This window comes from Massilia norwichensis (assembly GCF_024753245.1).
GTDB classification, from domain to species: domain Bacteria; phylum Pseudomonadota; class Gammaproteobacteria; order Burkholderiales; family Burkholderiaceae_D; genus Telluria; species Telluria norwichensis.
The window spans coordinates 1-18,442 of the sequence record NZ_JANUGX010000011.1 but is presented as its reverse complement, the minus strand read 5'-3'; the positions used below and the strand labels follow the sequence as shown (position 1 = coordinate 18,442).

Here is an 18,442-nt window from a genome sequence, read left to right as displayed (position 1 = left end):
GGCTACGTAAAACCGTGTAAAACCATGTAAAGATTTAGTTCCCGGCGGCACGCGGCTGCGGCTGAGCGAACGCAAGGGGCGATGCGGTCGCTGGGAGGCAGTCCAACCGGCTCAGGTATCGGCGTCGGCGATCCAGGCGACGCGTCCGCTGCCGGCTTCGTTCAGGCGGACGACCAGCGCATCGGCCTTGTCGTCGGGCAGGGTGAAGCTGAACAGCACGTCCTGCCCGTGCTCGACCTGCTCCAGCGTCGCGCCGGCCAGCTCCAGTTCGCGCCGCAGCAGGCCTTCGAGCGGGTAGGGCACGGCGCAGCGCAGCAGGCGCTGGCGGATGATGGCGATCTTCTGTGCCTGCAGCAGTGCCTGCGCGACGCTGTCGGTGTAGGCACGCACGAGGCCGCCGGCGCCCAGCTTGACGCCGCCGAAGTAGCGCACGACGGTAGCCAGCACGCCTTCGAGGTCCTGGTGGCGCAGCACGTCCAGCATCGGGCGCCCGGCGGTGCCGCTCGGCTCGCCATCGTCGACCGCGGCTGACTGCCCGCCCGCCAGCAGGGCCCAGCAGACGTGGGCGGCGCCGGGATGTTCGCTACGCAATTGCGCGACCACCTTCTGTGCACCGGCGCGGTCCGCCATCGGCTGCACGCAGGCGAGGAAGCGGCTCTTCTTGATGATGAGCTCGTGGTGGACCGGGGCGAGGATGTTTTGGGGCATGTTTTGAAAGCGCAAACAAAAAAGCCAGCTCGAAAGCTGGCTGATCTGCTACTACTTGTTCGTGGTAGGCCGTGCTGGGCTCGAACCAGCGACCAACGGATTAAAAGTCCGCTGCTCTACCAACTGAGCTAACGACCCGACGGCGAGCATTATAGCGGCTCGACAGCATCCGGCCAAGGACTTTCGTGTGGGAAAGATATTTGCGTGTTCTGTGATACGAAGAAAGAATCACTGAGCAATAAATCATATATTAGACAAATCACAGGCGCTGGGGCAAGCTGGATGTTTCGTTCGATTGCCTGCGCCAGGAGACATCATGCCGACTTACCGTTCCCGTACCACCACCCAGGGCCGCAACATGGCAGGGGCCCGCGCCCTGTGGCGCGCGACCGGCATGAAGGATGGCGACTTCGAGAAGCCGATCATCGCCGTGGTCAATTCCTTTACCCAGTTCGTGCCCGGCCACGTGCACCTGAAGGACCTCGGCCAATTGGTGGCGCGCGAGATCGAAGCGGCCGGCGGCGTGGCCAAGGAGTTCAACACCATCGCCGTCGACGACGGTATCGCCATGGGCCACGGCGGCATGCTGTACTCGCTGCCTTCGCGCGACCTGATTGCCGACTCGGTCGAGTACATGGTCAACGCCCACTGCGCCGACGCCATGGTCTGCATCTCGAACTGCGACAAGATCACCCCCGGCATGCTGATGGCGGCGATGCGCCTGAACATCCCGGTGGTGTTCGTGTCCGGCGGGCCGATGGAAGCGGGCAAGGTCATCAAGACCGTCAACAACGACAGGAAAATCATCAAGCTGGACCTGGTCGACGCCATGATCAAGGCCGGCGACAGCAGCGTGTCGGATGCCGACGTCGCCGAGATCGAACGCTCCGCCTGCCCGACCTGCGGCTCCTGCTCGGGCATGTTCACCGCCAACTCGATGAACTGCCTGACCGAGGCGCTGGGCCTGTCGCTGCCGGGCAATGGCACCATCGTTGCCACCCACGCCGACCGCAAGGAACTGTTCCTGCGCGCCGGCCGCCTGATCGTCGAGCTGGCCAAGCGCCACTACGAAGGCGACGACTACTCGGTGCTGCCGCGCTCGATCGCCACCAAGGCCGCGTTCGAAAACGCGATGGCGCTGGACGTCTCGATGGGCGGTTCGACCAACACCGTGCTGCACCTGCTGGCCGCCGCGCACGAGGCCGGCGTCGCCTTCACGATGGCCGACATCGACCGCATCTCGCGCAAGGTGCCCTGCCTGTGCAAGGTTGCGCCGATGACCGACAAGTACCACATCGAGGACGTGCACCGCGCCGGCGGCATCGTCGCCATCCTCGGCGAACTGGCGCGCGCCGGCCTGCTCGACACTTCGGTGCCGAGCGTGCATTCGCCGACCCTCGGCGACGCCATCGAAAAATACGACATCCGCCGCAGCGACGACCCGGCCGTGCACCAGCTGTTCCGCGCGGCACCGGGCGGCGTGCCGACCCAGGTCGCGTTCTCGCAGGCCGAGCGCTTCAGCGACAACGACATCGACCGCAGCAGCGGCTGCATCCGCGACCTGGCCCACGCCTACTCGCAGGACGGCGGCCTGGCGGTCCTGTACGGGAACATCGCCGAGAAGGGCTGCATCGTGAAGACGGCCGGCGTCGACGAGAGCATCCTGGTCTTCTCCGGCAAGGCGCGCGTGTTCGAGAGCCAGGACGCGGCGGTCGAGGGCATCCTTGGCGACACCGTCCACGCCGGCGACGTTATCATCATCCGCTACGAAGGCCCGAAGGGCGGCCCCGGCATGCAGGAGATGCTGTACCCGACTTCGTACATCAAGTCCAAGGGCCTCGGCAAAGCTTGCGCACTGTTCACCGACGGGCGCTTCTCGGGCGGCTCCTCGGGCCTGGTGATCGGCCATGCCTCGCCGGAAGCGGCGGAAGGCGGCGCGATCGGCCTGGTGGAAGAGGGCGACCTGATCGACATCGACATCCCGGCGCGCACGATCAACCTGCGCGTGTCCGCCGAAGAGCTGGCGCATCGCCGCGCGAAGATGGAAGACCGCGGGGCCGACGCCTGGCAGCCGGTCGGCCGCGAGCGCGTGGTGTCGCAGGCGCTGCGGGCGTATGCGGCGCTGACCACATCGGCCGACCGCGGCGCGGTGCGTGATCTGTCGCAGCTGAAACGCTGACCTGATCAGTCGAGAGAGCCGCGCCCCGGCAGCAGTCCGCTCGAGAACCTCCTCGGCGGATGACTGCCGGACGTACGTTCGTACCTGACCGTGACGCGTTTGAAGTCATCGTCTCGCCATCCAGGCCCGAACTGGATGGCGACATCCCCTTCCGGTGACGCAAAGCTGTCCGGCCCGACCATTTTCAATTCCTTTTGCGGGCCGGCGCCGATCCGAACATAGAGATGGGTATCGAGGCCGAAGACGTGGGCGCGGTAACCGTCGCGCAAGCTGTACACGCCTGTGGCATGGCCGATTTCCTCGGCATTCGGGCGGCGTGGATAGTCGCGTGTGGCGCAGCCTGCCAGACCCAGCAATAGGGCGATGCCGAGAAGGAAAATTCGCATGAGCGCTCCAGGTGAGATGCCGATATCCCTTGGATGCGCTCTGCGGTACGAGGTTCGGCGCGTTCGTTTGCGCCGGCGCGAGATTCAGAAGCCGAGATTCAGCTTGGCGTTCACACCGTTGGCGTTGCTGTCGTTGCCCCATTTCTGGGACGTCTTGCCGAAGTTCTGGCTTTCGACGCTCACGGACGCCTTTTCGTTCAGCCGGTAGCGCGCCCCGAGGCCGGTGTAGGTGCCGCCGACGACGTTACCCTCCCTGCCCACGGCATCGGCGCCGCGCCGCTCGCTGTGCGACAGCCCCAGCGCGCCATAGGCCGACAAATCGTCGGTGATCGGCACCGTCACCTTGAGCGCGGCATAGCTGTGGAAGCCTTTGGCGCCGAGGGCGCCGTTCGTGTCCAGCGTATCGCGCGGGTCGATCGCGTGGAAGCCGCGGTCCTTGCGTTCGCGGTATCCCGCTTCGAGCGCCAGATAAGGGTTGAGATTGATGCCGGCAACCAGGCGCGGATCGCTGCGGTAGCCGTCGAACAAACTGGTGAACGGATGCTCGCCCTCGTTGCGGATGTAGGGCGCGAAAGGCGAGGGCGTCTTCGCGAACGCTTTCGCGAGCGGCGACGGCTGCGCTTCGAGGCGCGGCGAGGCCGCCTCCGGCGTGGTCTGGGCATTGGCGCTGCCGACGGCCAGGAAGCCGGCGACCACGGCGAAACGGAATGCGTTCATGCGATGTTCTCCTGTTGCTTGCACCTGAAGAGGATAGCAGTTCGACATCGCGGAAATTGTCGCGATTTTGTGAGCGCATGCATATGCGGAAAAGCGATACACAAATCGGCGCCGCGCCATGAACGCGGATTCATTTCGCAGCAATCTGACTGCCGCCGGAATGAGACGGTTTCGTCATGCCCACCTCGGATGCCTTGCGCCACCGGGGCACCGCCCTAGACTGCATTGAACCGCCTTTTTGTTTGTTTCGAAGGAGCGATCATGCGTTCTCTACATCGGATTCTTCCCGTATCCGTGCTGCTGCTGGCAGGCAGTGCGGGTGCGCAGACACAACATTACCCTTTGATTCAGCCCGACGCGATCTCCAGGGTCGAAGTCACCGCGCTTACCCCGGCGTTCCAGTTCTCGGAATGCGAAGCCGAAGCGATCAGCGGCGCCTATGCCATGTCGAACGGATGGCGCATGAAGGTGGGCCCGTCGAACGATGGTATCGTCGCGCAGATCGACAAGCAGCGTCCGATCCGGCTCGTTGCGCTGTCGCGCGATCTGTATGCGACCCGGGACGGTAATGTAACGATGGAATTCAATCGCGGTACGGCCGGCGATGAAATGCTGATGAGCTATGTGCCGGATCTGCGGACGGCGCAGGTTATTGTGGTGACGGCGAAGACGTCGCTGGCGCAGCGTTGAGCGCTGCGTACTGGTGCGAAGCAAAAAGCCTATGAATGTTTGTCGTGACGACCGCTTATGGCCGATTGTAGACTATTGTAGCGTTCGCTTACGACCCAAAAGCGGACGATCAATGAGCGCAGTTGATGTCAAATATATATGATTTTTTATGATTCTGGAAATCTGACGCCGATTCCATTCATTCGAAAATAATCAGAGAGCAATTGAACGATTCGGTCGAAGGAGACCGGCTTAACTAGATGAACGGAAAAGCCTGCATTGAGCGATTCGTAGACCGTCTTCTGATCGCCCCATCCGCTCACCGAAATAAGTAATGGTGGAGCTGAAATCGTGCGCTTTACTTCTCGGGCAAGATCAAAACCGGACAACTCAGACATTCCGATGTCGGAAATGATGACATGCGGAGAAAATATTGATAAAACATCCAGCGCAGCTTTCACTGAGAATACAGCGCGAGCCTCGTACCCCATTAAGTCTATCAGGCTCGAAAACAAAAGCGCCAAGTCCTCGTTGTCGTCGACAACGAGAACGCGCCCAATGGGCAGAAAAGGCATTTCTTGCGGTCCTATTGGAGCGGCGGACCAAGGTTCGGCGCAAGGCAGATGGCTATCCTAAATCGGATAGGAAGGAGGTTTGTATCAAGGTATCACGAAATTTGACTTGCCGCCGTTTGGTATGTTGAAAGACGCGTAAGAGATGCCTTTTAGCGATGAGTTAGAGGTCTGCTGTTGGCTGAACTCGGAAGTTCAACATGGCTCAGTGTATGAGAATAGTTGCCTGTAAGGTAAGCAGAGTTGCTACCCAGAGCGTGGCAGGGATGTCAGTCAGGATGGGTAGTTGACAGTGTTGTGTGAAAAGCCCTGACCAGAAGCTTAAATGCGTTTTAGCGGTTCTAGCCGGGAAAAGACGAGGGAAAGCGCAAAGAGATCATAGGGGACCCTTCAGAGCAATTGATTAGCTCGTCAAAGTAGGTCATTTTGTCTTTGCCAAGCCCGATTTGGACCCGCCTAGTCAGAGAAAATTCCCGAGTCCGTTGGCTAGGCAGGATTGGAAGGGTGCCTCCGAAGCGACCAGAGAGAGACCAGAAAACAAAAAGCCCACGAACCGAAATTCGTGGGCTTCCTGTATGTATCTGGTAGGCCGTGCTGGGCTCGAACCAGCGACCAACGGATTAAAAGTCCGCTGCTCTACCAACTGAGCTAACGACCCGAAGGCCGGCATTATACCTGTTCGGCAGATTTTTGCCAGTCCAGCGCCGGCGCTTCAGGAGCGGATATAGGCATACCCTTCCGCTTGCCGCCGGATGAGGTGGGCGACGCCCGACGGCACATAGGCCACCGGCCCAGCCATCTGGGTGCGCGCCAGCTTGAAGCCGCGCATGGAGTTTTCGCAAGCCAGCACGGCGGTGCCAGCCTGGGCTGCCTCGGCGAGGCGTCCCGCCACCTCCGAATTCGCCTTCAGCATGGCGATGCCCGGACCATAAGCGACGATTTCGACCTGGACCTTGTCCCGGCCCAGTTCGGCTTGTGCATTGTGCACGTTATTCAGGGTCATCTGCCATTTGCCCGGATCGGCATCGCTGACCTGGAACACGACCTTGTAACTGCCTGGTGCGGCAGCCCCGGCGTTGGCGCCGACGACGCCCGCGGCGGCCAGCGCCACCGATTGCACAACCATGGAACGGCGATTCGAAGCGTTTTTCATTATCGACAAGTCAAGAATAGGTCGTCCGCACTATCGGCTCGAATCCCGGCCATGTCAAGCGGAGGTGGAAAACAAAAACGCCAGCCTGGAGACTGGCGTTTCTGCATGTTTGCAGGGCCGTAAGCCGCGCTTCAGTCGGCAGTGCCACGTCCCGGTCGGTCGTTCGCGGCGAGGCGGATCGTGTCTTGCATGCCGATGCTGCGACCGTGTTGGAGCACGATGCGATCGCCATCGAAATCGGTATCGAACCGGATTGCAATCGTGCCGTCGCGGGACGAGAAACGGTTTTTCCCAGCTACCAGCATCTCCCTTGTCGCACCGCGCGCGATTCTGAAATAGAGCCGACCGTCGAGAATCAGCATTTCTGCACGCTTGCCATCGTTGAGCTGATAGCTGCCTTTAGCCTGCTCCATCTGTTCAGCGCTGGGCGAGTGCAGTTGTGTGGACCCAGTTTCGGCTTGCGCCAGACTCATGGTCGTCAGCAGAGAGGCGGCGGCAAGGAAGATGGAAAGTGAACGCATGATGATTCCCTTTTCTGTGGTTGAGAAACTCGGATGAACCAAGTGTAGGGAACGCGTCGACTATTATGTTGACTGTAGACAACTTTAGATGCTTATAGGAATCATTTGCCCTTTGTACGTAGGAAACAAAATTTCTCCATTTCGGCCCGCACGACGCGTGTGCGGCAAAAATATGAAATCTGTTAATCTCCAGACAAAATTTCTTTACAACAAAACTCTGGAGTCCTATGAAGCTCTCGACTGTTGCTTTGCTCAGCACGCTGACCCTGTCCAATTTCGCGGCGGCAGCCAACGTGCGTACGGAAATCACCCGTACGACCCGCGGTGTCGTCCACGTGAAGGCCAGCGACTTCCGTAGCCTCGGCTATGGTGCGGCCTATGCGTATGCAGAGGACAATGTCTGCATGTTTGCCGACTCCCTGCTGACCGTACGCGGCGAACGCTCCCGTTATTTCGGCGGCGCCGCCCCGGCCACCGCGCCGGTGAACGGCGAATACGGCGCCGGCCTCGACATGTTCATGCAGCTCCCGAACGAGCAGAGCGACTTCTTCTTCAAGGGCTATCTGGACCTGGAGCAGCTGCGCGCCGGTTACGCGACGGCGTCGAAGGAGGTCAGGGACTTGCTGGCCGGTTATGCTGAAGGCTATAACCGCTTCCTCGCCGACAAGAAGGGCAGGCTGCCAAAGGCGTGCAACGGCGCGGCCTGGGTCAAGCCGATCACTGTCGACGACCTGTACCTGTTCATCGGCGAAAAAGCGCTGCACGCGAGCGGCGAGGCGTTTGCGGCGGCCATCGTCGGGGCTTCGCGCGATCCTGCCGAGCCGGTCTCGCTGGCGAAGGCAATGCCGGCCGCGACGGCGCCGATGCCGAAGGGCATACCCGAAGGTGTGGGCAGCAACGCGCTCGCGGTCGGCAGTGCCGTCAGCAGCAACGGCAAGGGTATCCTGCTCGGCAATCCGCACTACCCCTGGTCCGGCACGGACCGTTTCTACCAGATGCACCTGACCGTTCCGGGCCGCTACGACGTAATGGGCGCAAGCCTGGGCGGCATGCCCTTCGTCACCATCGGCTTCAACCGCAACCTCGCGTGGTCGCATACGGTGACGAGCGCGTCGCATTTCACTACCTTCCGTTTGGCACTGGATCCGTCCGACCCGACCGGCACCACCTATTTCTTCGACGGCGCGCCGCGCAAGATGACCGAGCGCCAGGTCGCGGTCGAGGTGCTGCAGCCAGATGGCAAGCTGGTGACGAAGCAGCGTTCCTTCTTCTTCAGCCACCAAGGTGCCGTGATCGTGCTGCCGCAGGCCGGTATCGGCTGGACCAGCGACAGCGCCTTTGTGCTGGCGGACGCGAACCGCTTCAACACCCGTCTCGGCGACCAGTGGCTGAAGATGGGGCAGGCCGACGATGTGACGCAGCTGCAGAGCGCCATCCATGCGGTGAAAGGGCTGCCGTGGGTGAACACCGTCGCCGCTGACCGCAAAGGCAATGCGATGTACCTCGACGGCAGCGTCGTGCCGCACATGACGACCGACAAGTTCATGTCCGACTGCCTGCTGGTGCCGGCGCTGCTCGCCTTCGACGGTACGCGCAGCGAGTGCGGCTGGGGCCAGGATGCGGACGCGCCGGCCGGCGTGTTCGGTGCCGCCAACGCGCCGGCGACCATCCGCCAGGACTACGTCGGCAACTCCAACGATTCCTACTGGCTGTCGAACGCCAAGGCGCCGCTGGTCGGGCCGGCACCGTTCGGCTATTCGCCGCTGTACGGCGCGGTCGGCACGCCGCAATCGCTGCGCACGCGTCTGGGCTTCAAGCAGGTGGAGGAGATGCTGGCCGAGCGCCGCTTCCTGCGCATGGACGACGTGCAGGACCTGATGTTCGAAAACCGCATCTACGCGGCGGAGCTGGTGCTGCCTTCGCTGCTGCGCGCCTGCTTCAAGGCCAACGACGCGCGCCTGCTGGTGCCTTGCGCAACGCTGGCGGCCTGGGATAGGAAGGCGGACCTCGACAGCCGCGGCGCCGTGCTGTTCCGCGAGTTCTGGAACCGCGCGGGCACGCTGCCCGACCTGTGGGCGACGCCCTTCAATCCGGCCGACCCGGTCAACACGCCGAGCGGTGTTGCCGTGGCTGCGGAGCCGGCCTTGCTCGATGCGCTGCGGGCGGCATCGGCGGCCATGCAGGAGGCGGGCGTGCCGGTGTACGGCCAGCTGGGCGACTACCAGTTTGAAACGCGCAACAACAGGCATTACCCGCTGCATGGCGGCATCGGCAACGAGGACGGTTCGTATTCGTCCCTGCACATGCGCTCGGCACTGACGGCTAAGGGTTATGGCAACGTCGACTGGGGCACGAGTTACATCCAGCTGGTGGGCTTCGACAACGCGGGGGCGGTGGCACGCGGGCTGCTGGTCTACGGCCAGTCGGTCGACCCGAAATCGCCCTGGTATGCCGACCAGCTGACGCCGTTTGCGCAGAAAAAGCTGCTGCCGCTGCCGTTCTCGGAGCAGCAGATCAAGGCGGAACGCATTTCGTCGCAGGTGTTGACGGCGAAGTAAGCGGAACAAAAAACGCCAGCCTCCGGGCTGGCGTTTTTTTTGAATCGCGTGCTTTGAAATCACGTGCTCTGAAAACAAAAACGCCAGCCCGAAGGCTGGCGTTTTCGCTACAACTAAATTCTTTGGTAGGCCGTGCGGGGCTCGAACCTGCGACCAACGGATTAAAAGTCCGCTGCTCTACCAACTGAGCTAACGACCCGAAGAAGGCACGTATTATAGCGGGGCGTTTTGATTTGCGCCAGAGCTACGTGCAAATTACGACAAAGCAGAAGTAACTTTAAGCACCTCTTCCGCCGTCGTCACCCCCTCCACCACCTTGTACGCCCCGGCGATGCGCAGCGGTTTCATGCCATCCGCCACACTCTGCTGGCGCAGCGCGGCCAGGTCCGTGACTTCCTTGATCAGGTGGGTGAAGGCTTCGGTCACCGTCACCAGTTCGTAGATGCCGGTGCGGCCGCGAAAGCCCGTCTGGCGGCATTCCGGGCAGCCGACCGGGCGGTAGACCGTGGCCGGCTTCGGAATCTGCCAGGCCCCGCCGATGCTGTGCCAGACCTCGTCCGACAGTTCGCCGTCCGGGCTCTTGCAGTGCGGGCACAGCGTGCGCACCAGGCGCTGGGCCATGATGCCGCTCAGGGTCGAGCCCAGCAGGTAATAAGGCACGCCCAGTTCCAGCAGCCGCATCACGGAGGAGGGCGCGTCGTTGGTGTGCAGGGTCGACAGCACCAGGTGGCCGGTCAGCGCGGCCTGGATCGCCATCTCGGCCGTTTCCAGGTCGCGGATCTCGCCGACCATGATGATGTCCGGGTCCTGGCGCATCAGCGCGCGCACGCCGTCGGCGAAGGACAGGTCGATGCCCGGCTGCACCTGCATCTGGTTGAAGGCCGCTTCCACCATCTCGATCGGATCTTCGACCGTGCACACGTTCACGTCGCTGGTGGCCAGGGCCTTCAGGGTGGTGTACAGCGTGGTGGTCTTGCCCGAGCCGGTCGGTCCGGTCACGAGGATGATGCCGTGCGGGCGCCTGGTCAGCGCATCCCAGCGCGCGGCATCGTCGGGCGGGAAGCCCAGTTCCGGCAGGGTTTTGACGACCACTTCCGGGTCGAAGATACGCATCACGAGCTTTTCGCCGAAGGCGGTCGGCATCGTCGACAGGCGCAGTTCCACCTCCTGGCCGCCGGTGGTCCTGGTCTTGACGCGGCCATCCTGCGGACGGCGCTTTTCGATCACGTCCATCCGCCCCAGCAGCTTGATGCGCGCGGTCATGGCGATCATCACCACCGCCGGCACCTGGTAGACCTGGTGCAGCACGCCGTCGATGCGGAAGCGGATCACGCCGGACTCGCGCTTCGGCTCCAGGTGGATGTCGGAGGCGCGCTGGTCGAAGGCGTAGCTCCACAGCCAGTCGACGATGTTGACGATGTGCTGGTCGTTGGCATCGACCTGCTTATTGGTCTTGCCCAGTTCGACCAGCTGCTCGAAGTTGTTGCGCAGCGCGAGGTCCTGGCCGCTCGACTTGTTGGCGTCGCGGATCGACTTGGCCAGGCTGAAGAACTGCGAGATGTACTGCGCGATGTCGAGCGGGTTCGCCAGCACCAGCTCGATGCGGCGGCGCGAGATGCGGCCGATTTCGTCCTGCCACTCGGTGAGGTAGGGATCGGCGGTCGCCACCACCAGCGCGTCGCCTTTCAGCTCGACCGGCAGGATGTTGAAGCGCGCCGCGTAGCTGGCCGACATCACGTCCGCGACCTTGGTGAAGTCGATCTTCAAAGGATCGATGCGCAGGAAAGGGATGCCGACCTTGGCCGCGGCCCATTCGCTCAGCACGTCCAGCGTCAGCAGCTTGTGCGGCGCCTTGCTTGATACGATCTTGCACTGGGCGATGGCTGTCAAGGGATGCATGCTGCCGACCGCGTTCTTGAGGATGCCCTGGGCCTGCGCGAAATGCGGCTTGACGGTCGATTTCTCGACGATGCCGTCCGCCAGCAGCCAGGAGAACAGGGTCTGCAGGTCAAGCGATTTCGGCGACTTGGGACGGGCTGGCGTGGCGGCGGCGGGAGCGTTCATGGTCTATTTTTTATCGGCAGCGAGGGCAGCCTGCAAGTCCTTGACCCAGGATTTGGCAGGCAGCTTGGTCGCGGCCACGATCTGCGCCGCGCGCGCGGCCAGGCGTTCGGGGTCGAGGTCGGGCTTGTTCTTGAAGCAGAGCGCGACCACGTTGCCGTCGTGGACCTCGGGCAGGCAGATCACGGTGTCGAAGGCGAAGCGCATCGCCTTGATGTTCTTTTTAAAACTCGGGTGGTCGCCGAACAGGTTGACGGTCATGACGCCGGTATCAAGCAGGCAGGCGTTGCAGGCCTGGTAGAACTCGGGCGTGTCGAGCACCGGGCCGCGCGCGGTGGCATCGTAGAGGTCGACCTGCAGCACGTCGAAGGCGTCGTGATTGGCCTCGTCCAGCACGAAGTCCATCGCATCCATCTCCAGCACCTGCAGGTGCTCGTCGTCGGAGGGCAGCTTGAACATCGAGGAGCAGATCGCGATCACGGCCGGGTTCAGCTCGACCGCCGTCACCAGCGCCTGCGGGAACTGGCGGTAGCAGAACTTGGTCAGCGTGGCGGCGCCCAGGCCCAGCTGGGCGATGGCGCGCGGCTGCTCGATGAACAGCATCCAGGCCATCATCTGCTGCGCGTATTCGAGCTCGGGCCAGTCCGGCTTGCGGATGCGCATGGCGCCTTGCACCCACTCGGTACCGAAGTGCAGGTAGCGCACGCCGTCCTGCTCGGACAGGGTGACGGGAGCGAATTTCGGCTTGCGGGATGGTTTCGGCGCGGCGGCGGACGCGGGACGGCGCGAGGATTCGGCCAGTTCGATGGATTTGCGTTTGATGAGCATAGGACGACCTGAAGGGAACATCCTATTATCGGGGGAGCTCCTTCCACGGCGCAAGCACCGTGGAAGGATGCAGCAGGCTAGTGCTGCGGAGGGACGGTTGGACGAGGTCCTGTTAGTACTGAGTAGGCTCGACCGAGACGCGCAGGCGGATGCGGCTGCCCGGATCGCGGTTCATGACCGTGTTGAAGGTCTGGCCGCGGTAGTTGTAGGTCACGTCGTAGCCATTGGTGCGCTGTTCGACCGATTCCACGGTACGGCAGCTCTGCACGGCTTGTTCCTGGGTGCCGACGTAGCCGTTGCGGCCGTCGTTCTCGACGCGGTCGCCGACCATGGCGCCGGCGATCGCACCGGCGGCTGCCGCGGCGACTTTGCCGTTACCGCTGCCGACCTGGCTGCCCAGCAGGGCGCCGGCGATACCGCCGACCACCGAGCCGCCCTGGCCGCGCTGTTGCTGGACCGGTGCCTGCACGTAGTCGGTACGGCATTCGCGACGCGGCGTGCGGACCTGTTCGATGCGCGGCTGCACCCGCACGACCTGGCCGAAATCTTCGAAATCGCCAGCCTGGGCCAGCGGCAGGGCGCAGACGCCCAGAGCGGAGAGAATCAGTTTGGCTTTGAAGTTCATGTTCGTACCTCGTTTAGGTATGCTGCTGGATTCGTTGGACACTTACTGCCACGAGTGAATGTTACTGCGAGTCGCTGCACTAAGGCGATCCGCATGGCAACAAAATGTAACAGCCCAAAACAGGCATGCATATTTGCCGACAGAGTGAAAAATGGCCAAAAAAGCCTTAATTCAGGCTGAAATAGCCCATCAATTCTTACAAATCCGGCTTTCTCGTCAATATTCGGGTTGATCTGGATACCACAAAACGTTACCCTTACGGGACTAAGGGTTTTAACGGTGGGAAACTTGAGGGGAAAATGAGTTTGTTGATGAGAGTGCCGCCTAATCTTGTGCAGTCGATCCGGGCCTACCGCGCCACGGAACTGCAGAAGGAAGCAGGCCGCCTTGGCCATCACTTCCTTTACGCTCATTGCGCCAACGCTCTCACCAGACAGCAAGTCTGCGCTCGCATCGGCGAGCAGTTCACTTTCCCGCGCCAGTGCAGCAAGAATTTCGAAGCGTTGCGTAATTGCATCACCAATGTGATTGCCGAGGCCGGACCGCAACCCGGTTTCATCGCCGTGCTCGATCAATTGCCGAATACGCAAAAATTCGACAAGGAAGCCCGCGAAACCCTGCTCGACGTCTTCCGTGACGCGGCCGAATTCTGGGCCGAGAAGAAAGTGCCGTTCCGCGTGTTTTATTCCTTCGAAGAGCCGCAATCGCCGCAATCGGTGGGTTGGGTTGGGGCGCGTCCGTTCGAGTAAGCGCCGGCCGTTTCCATTGGCCCACCCCCGCCATCGCGGTACAATGCGCGCTTATGAAAAATATCGTGATCCTTATTTCTGGCCGCGGCAGCAATATGGAAGCCATCGTGCGGGCGCGCGCAGCGCAGCAGTGGCCGGCCCGCATTGCCGCTGTGATCAGCAATAAGCCCGACGCCGCCGGTCTTTCGTTTGCGCAGGCGCACGGCATTCCGACCGCGGTGGTCGACCACAAGGCCTACGCTTCGCGCGAAGCCTTCGACGCCGCCCTGCAGGACACCATCGACGGCTACCAGCCCGACCTGGTGGTGCTGGCCGGCTTCATGCGCATCCTGACCTGCGGCTTCGTCGAGCATTACGCTGGGCGCATGCTGAATATCCATCCTTCGCTGCTGCCGCTGTTCCCCGGATTGCACACGCACCGGCAGGCGCTGGCGGCAGGCGTGAGCGAGCATGGCGCGACCGTGCATTTCGTCACCGCCGAGCTGGATCACGGTCCGAGCGTGCTGCAGGCGCGCATCCCGGTGCTGCCGGGAGACACCGAAGAGAGCCTGGCAACGCGCCTGCTGGCCGAGGAACACGTCATTTATCCGCAAGCGGTGCGCCTGTTCGTTGAAGACAGGATCAGCATCGCCAACGGCGAAGTCCGCATCGCCGAGACCACCAGTATTTAAATCAAGGAATTACATGAGATTGCCACCCGCGATCCTCGGCAATGCTGAAGAAGTATTGCGCGAGATCCTGCGCTTCACCGCGCCCGCCGACGTCACCCTGTCGCGCTACTTCAAGGACCATCCCCGCCTGGGCGGCCGCGAACGCGGCGCCATCGCCGAGTGCATCTACTCGGTGCTGCGCAACAAGAACTTCTACACCGAATTCGGCGGCTTCGGCACCGGCGCCAGCGCCACCATGCGCCGCCTGGTACTGCTGGGCATGGCCGATGCCATCGGCGCCGAGTCGCTGGGTGGCCTGAGCGAAGACGAGACCGCCTTCCTGGCGCGCATCAAGGAAATCGACCGCTCGCTGCTGCCGGCAAAGAACCGTTCCAACCTGCCCGACTGGCTGTACGACAAGTTCGTCGCCCAATACGGCGAGGAAGAGACCCTGCAGCTGGCCGCCGTGCTGAACACGCCGGCGCCGCTGGACCTGCGCGTCAACACCCTGAAGACGGACCGCGAGAAGGTCATCGCCGAGCTGGCCACCGCGCCGATCGTCGCCGAACCGACCCCGTACGCCGCGACCGGTCTGCGCGTCATGAAAAAGCCGGCGCTGCAGAACCTGCCGCTGTTCAAGGAAGGCGCGATCGAAGTCCAGGACGAGGGCAGCCAGGTGCTGGCCCAGTTGCTGGGCGCGCGCCGCGGCGAGATGGTGGTCGACTTCTGCGCCGGTGCCGGCGGCAAGACCCTGGCCATCGGCGCCATCATTCGCAGCACCGGCCGCCTGTATGCCTTCGACGTGTCCGAAAAGCGCCTGACCAAGCTGAAGCCGCGCCTGGCGCGCAGCGGTCTGTCGAACGTGCACCCGGTCGTCATCGCCCACGAGCGCGACGCCAAGGTGAAACGTTTGGCCGGCAAGATCGACCGCGTGCTGGTCGACGCGCCGTGCTCGGGCATGGGCACGCTGCGCCGCAATCCGGACGTGAAATGGCGCCAGCAGCCGGAAGGCGTGGCCGAGCTGACCGAAAAGCAGGCCTCGATCCTCGACGCCGCCTCGCGCCTGGTGAAGTTCGGCGGCCGCCTGGTCTACGCGACCTGCAGTCTGCTGGATGAGGAAAACGAGGGCATCGCCGCGCAATTCCTGGCCAATCATCCGGACTTCGAGCTGGTGCCGATGAACAAGGTGCTGGCTGAACAGCGCATTCCGCTGGAAATGGGCGACTACCTCAAGATGCTGCCGCACAAGCACGGCACCGACGGCTTCTTCGCCGCCGTGTTCGAGCGCAAGGCCGCCGACAAGCCGGCCAAGGCTGCCAAGGCGGATGACGCCGCCGCCGACGCCGACGAGTAAGCATCTTGGCCCCGCTGCAGCTCACCAGCCTGATCGACGACCTGCTCGATGACCTCAGCCGCCCCGGCATGCCGTGGCAGGTCGGGTCCATCGCCGCCAGCGTCCTGATCGGCTGGCTGTGCGCGGGGCTGTTGCAGGCCTGGTGGCGCGGCCGCCGCACGGCGCGCGGCATCACGCTGCACGAAGGCGTGGCCAGCCTGACCCGGGTGATCGCGCCGCTGCTGGTGGTCGGCCTGTTGTACCTGTCGACCTGGCTGCTGGCCATGAGCCGCTTCCACACCAACATCGTGAAGGTGGCGATTCCGGTGTTCTGGTCGCTGGTCGTGATCCGCGCGGCATTCTTCCTGCTGCGGCGCGTGTTCGCGCGCCATGGCCAGCTGGGCGAAGCCTTCGTCACCTTCGAGAAGATCTTCGCGCTTTTGGTGTGGGCGGCGGTGGCGCTCTACATCACCGGCCAGTGGCCGGACATCTTCCATTTCCTCGATACCACCGAGCTGCAATACGGGCCGAAGAAGGCCAACAAGGTCATCCTCGGCGACGTCCTGCAGGCCATCATTTCGATCGCCGTGCTCTTGATGCTGGCGCTGTGGGCCGGCGCGGCGCTGGAAGAGCGTCTGATGGGCGTGCAGGCGCTGCACAGCTCGCTGCGCGTGGCCCTGGCGCGGGTCAGCCGGGCCGTGCTGATCGTCGCTGCCGTGCTGCTCAGCCTGAGCCAGGCCGGCCTCGACCTGACGGTGCTGTCGGTCTTCGGCGGTGCGCTGGGTGTGGGCCTCGGTCTGGGTTTGCAGCGGATTGCCAGCAATTACGTCTCCGGCTTCATCATCCTGCTCGAGCGCAGCCTGTCGATCGGCGACATGATCTCGGTCGACAAGTATTCGGGCAAGGTCACCCAGATCAACACCCGCTACACGGTGCTGCAAGGCCTGGACGGCGTCGAGACCGTACTGCCGAACGAAATGCTGATTTCCGGGCCGGTGCTGAACCAGACGCTCAGCATGCGCGCGGTGCGGGCTTCGACCAAGCTGACGGTGGCGTATGGTTCCGACCTCGACCAGGTGATGCCCTTGCTGGTGGCGCAGGCCGTGGGCACGCCGCGCGTGCTGGAAACGCCGGCGCCGGGCGTGTCGCTGGGCCGTTTCGCGCCGGAGGGCTACGAGCTCGACCTGGGCTTCTGGATCGGCGATCCGGAGAACGGGCAGGGCGGCGTGGTGTCCGAAATCAACAAGAAGATTTATGCCCTGGTGCAGGCCGGGGACATCAAACTTGGCATTCCGTCTCTTGATACCCGCCTCCTCGATGCCCATATAGCATCGGTTGTGGCGCGAATCACCCAAACCAGCGCAAGCTGATTGCGCCTAAACGTGCCGCACATCACTGGATACGCGTAAAATGCGTATTTGCGTCATGCGATTCGTATGACATCTTGGCGAACTCAGCCATCCATTCTGGAGTGTTAATGAATTTTTTGAGCAACATCTTCGAGGCAGTCCTGTCCTTCCTGGACGGCGGCCTTGCCGAGCTGTCGGTCTGGCAGATGGTCGTGTACACGCTGATCGTGACCCACATCACGATTGCCGGCGTCACCATCTATCTGCACCGCCACCAGGCGCACCGCGCGCTGGAGCTGCACCCGATCGTCAGCCATTTCTTCCGCTTCTGGCTGTGGCTGACCACCGGCCAGGTGACCAAGGAATGGGCTGCCGTGCACCGCAAGCACCACGCCAAGTGCGAAACCGAAGAAGATCCGCATAGCCCGGTTACCCGCGGCATCAAGAAGGTGTTGCTGGAAGGTGCAGAACTGTATCGCGCCGAAACCAAGAACCTGGAAACCCTGGAAAAGTACGGCCACGGCTGCCCGAACGACTGGATCGAAAAGAACCTGTACACCAAGTACAGCTGGCTGGGCGTGTCGGTCCTGCTGCCGTTCAACGTGATGATGTTCGGCGTGGCCGGTATCACGATCTGGGCCGTGCAGATGCTGTGGATCCCGATCACCGCCGCCGGCATCATCAACGGCCTGGGCCACTGGACCGGCTACCGCAACTACGACTGCAATGATGCGGCCTGCAATCTGATGCCGTGGGGCATCCTGATCGGCGGCGAAGAGCTGCACAACAACCACCACACCTTCGCCACCTCGGCCAAGCTGTCGAGCAAGTGGTACGAATTCGACATCGGCTATGCCTACATCCGCATGATGGAAATGGTCGGCCTGGCCAAGGTCAAGAAGACCATCCCGAAGCCGCGCCTGGCCAAGAACAAGCTGGAAGCCGACCTCGACACGCTGCAATCGGTCATCACCAACCGCTACGACGTGATGGCCAAGTATGCCAAGTCGGTCAAGGCCGCCTTCCGCGAGGAAGTCGAGCACCTGAAGACCAAGGCCCAGCTGGAAAAGCGCTTCCTGAAAACCTCGCGCAAGCTGATGCAGAGCGAGCCGGCCAAGCTGCAAGCCCCGCAGCAGGCCCAGCTGAGCGAACTGTTCGAGCACAGCAAGGTGCTGCAGACCATGCACGAAATGCGCGTGGAACTGGGCGCGATCTGGGAGCGTTCGCACTCGACCCGCGACCAGCTGCTGCATCAACTGCAGGACTGGTGCACCCGCGCCGAGGCCTCGGGCATCAAGGCGCTGCAGGAGTTCTCGCTGCGCCTGCGTACCTACGCTTAAGCTCTACGGTTTGAAATGAGAATGGCTCCTTCGGGAGCCATTTT

17 protein-coding genes and 3 tRNA genes are annotated in these 18,442 nt (G+C 62.7%); 8 read left to right on the top strand and 12 right to left on the bottom strand.

Going from position 1 to position 18,442, the window contains the following annotated elements; all coding sequences use genetic code 11:
- Positions 1-111 precede the first annotated feature (111 nt).
- Complete coding sequence (locus NX782_RS10965) at positions 112-708, bottom strand: IMPACT family protein (RefSeq protein WP_258845487.1); 597 nt, start codon at positions 706-708, stop codon at positions 112-114.
- A gap of 62 nt (positions 709-770) precedes the next feature.
- Positions 771-846 (bottom strand) — tRNA-Lys (locus NX782_RS10960).
- 178 nt (positions 847-1,024) lie between these two features.
- On the opposite strand from NX782_RS10960, the gene ilvD reads away from it, so the two are divergent.
- Positions 1,025-2,887, top strand: a complete 1,863-nt coding sequence (gene ilvD / locus NX782_RS10955; protein WP_258845486.1) for a dihydroxy-acid dehydratase — start codon at positions 1,025-1,027, stop codon at positions 2,885-2,887.
- 5 nt (positions 2,888-2,892) lie between these two features.
- Here the strand turns inward: ilvD and NX782_RS10950 are convergent, their stop codons facing one another.
- Positions 2,893-3,273, bottom strand: a complete 381-nt coding sequence (locus NX782_RS10950) for a hypothetical protein (protein ID WP_258845485.1) — start codon at positions 3,271-3,273, stop codon at positions 2,893-2,895.
- Positions 3,274-3,357: 84 nt separating this feature from the next.
- Complete coding sequence (locus tag NX782_RS10945) at positions 3,358-3,990, bottom strand: outer membrane beta-barrel protein (protein WP_258845484.1); 633 nt, start codon at positions 3,988-3,990, stop codon at positions 3,358-3,360.
- Between the two features lie 261 nt (positions 3,991-4,251).
- On the opposite strand from NX782_RS10945, the gene NX782_RS10940 reads away from it, so the two are divergent.
- Positions 4,252-4,680, top strand: coding sequence for a hypothetical protein (locus NX782_RS10940; protein ID WP_258845483.1), 429 nt, complete (start codon positions 4,252-4,254; stop codon positions 4,678-4,680).
- Positions 4,681-4,826: 146 nt separating this feature from the next.
- On the opposite strand, the gene NX782_RS10935 is transcribed toward NX782_RS10940, so the two are convergent.
- The 4 genes from NX782_RS10935 to NX782_RS10920 form a co-directional block, all read right to left on the bottom strand.
- Positions 4,827-5,234: a response regulator gene (locus tag NX782_RS10935; protein ID WP_258845482.1), complete on the bottom strand. Its 408-nt coding sequence runs from the start codon at positions 5,232-5,234 to the stop codon at positions 4,827-4,829.
- A 579-nt stretch (positions 5,235-5,813) separates the two neighbouring features.
- A tRNA-Lys gene (locus NX782_RS10930) sits at positions 5,814-5,889 on the bottom strand.
- Positions 5,890-5,943: 54 nt separating this feature from the next.
- Positions 5,944-6,357, bottom strand: coding sequence for a DsrE family protein (locus NX782_RS10925; protein WP_258845481.1), 414 nt, complete (start codon positions 6,355-6,357; stop codon positions 5,944-5,946).
- 158 nt (positions 6,358-6,515) lie between these two features.
- The gene (locus NX782_RS10920; RefSeq protein WP_258845480.1) at positions 6,516-6,905 is read right to left on the bottom strand and encodes a hypothetical protein; all 390 of its coding nucleotides are present in this window, start codon (positions 6,903-6,905) and stop codon (positions 6,516-6,518) included.
- 227 nt (positions 6,906-7,132) lie between these two features.
- Between NX782_RS10920 and NX782_RS10915 the strand changes: the two genes are divergently transcribed.
- The gene (locus NX782_RS10915; protein WP_258845479.1) at positions 7,133-9,463 is read left to right on the top strand and encodes a penicillin acylase family protein; all 2,331 of its coding nucleotides are present in this window, start codon (positions 7,133-7,135) and stop codon (positions 9,461-9,463) included.
- Between the two features lie 123 nt (positions 9,464-9,586).
- On the opposite strand, the gene NX782_RS10910 is transcribed toward NX782_RS10915, so the two are convergent.
- From NX782_RS10910 to NX782_RS10895, 4 genes are all read right to left on the bottom strand, one after another.
- Positions 9,587-9,662, bottom strand: a tRNA-Lys gene (locus NX782_RS10910).
- Between the two features lie 56 nt (positions 9,663-9,718).
- The gene (gene tfpB / locus NX782_RS10905; RefSeq protein ID WP_258845478.1) at positions 9,719-11,527 is read right to left on the bottom strand and encodes a type IV pilus assembly ATPase TfpB; all 1,809 of its coding nucleotides are present in this window, start codon (positions 11,525-11,527) and stop codon (positions 9,719-9,721) included.
- A gap of 3 nt (positions 11,528-11,530) precedes the next feature.
- A complete protein-coding gene (locus NX782_RS10900; protein ID WP_258845477.1) occupies positions 11,531-12,352 on the bottom strand; it encodes a spermine/spermidine synthase domain-containing protein in 822 nt (273 codons plus the stop codon).
- Positions 12,353-12,464: 112 nt separating this feature from the next.
- Positions 12,465-12,977, bottom strand: coding sequence for a glycine zipper 2TM domain-containing protein (locus NX782_RS10895; RefSeq protein WP_258845476.1), 513 nt, complete (start codon positions 12,975-12,977; stop codon positions 12,465-12,467).
- 299 nt (positions 12,978-13,276) lie between these two features.
- Here NX782_RS10895 and NX782_RS10890 point away from each other — a divergent pair, with 299 nt between their 5' ends.
- From NX782_RS10890 to NX782_RS10870, 5 genes are all read left to right on the top strand, one after another.
- The gene (locus tag NX782_RS10890) at positions 13,277-13,726 is read left to right on the top strand and encodes a barstar family protein (RefSeq protein WP_258845475.1); all 450 of its coding nucleotides are present in this window, start codon (positions 13,277-13,279) and stop codon (positions 13,724-13,726) included.
- A gap of 53 nt (positions 13,727-13,779) precedes the next feature.
- On the top strand, positions 13,780-14,397 hold the full coding sequence (gene purN / locus NX782_RS10885) for a phosphoribosylglycinamide formyltransferase (protein WP_258845474.1): 618 nt from the start codon (positions 13,780-13,782) through the stop codon (positions 14,395-14,397).
- 13 nt (positions 14,398-14,410) lie between these two features.
- Positions 14,411-15,730 (top strand): RsmB/NOP family class I SAM-dependent RNA methyltransferase, encoded by a 1,320-nt coding sequence (locus NX782_RS10880; RefSeq protein ID WP_258845473.1) that lies wholly within the window; start codon positions 14,411-14,413, stop codon positions 15,728-15,730.
- 5 nt (positions 15,731-15,735) lie between these two features.
- Positions 15,736-17,079 carry a mechanosensitive ion channel family protein gene (locus tag NX782_RS10875; RefSeq protein ID WP_258845472.1) on the top strand — a complete coding sequence of 448 codons (1,344 nt, stop codon included), beginning with the start codon at positions 15,736-15,738 and terminating at the stop codon, positions 17,077-17,079.
- Between the two features lie 107 nt (positions 17,080-17,186).
- Positions 17,187-18,398, top strand: a complete 1,212-nt coding sequence (locus NX782_RS10870) for a DesA family fatty acid desaturase (protein WP_258845471.1) — start codon at positions 17,187-17,189, stop codon at positions 18,396-18,398.
- Positions 18,399-18,442: the final 44 nt, after the last annotated feature.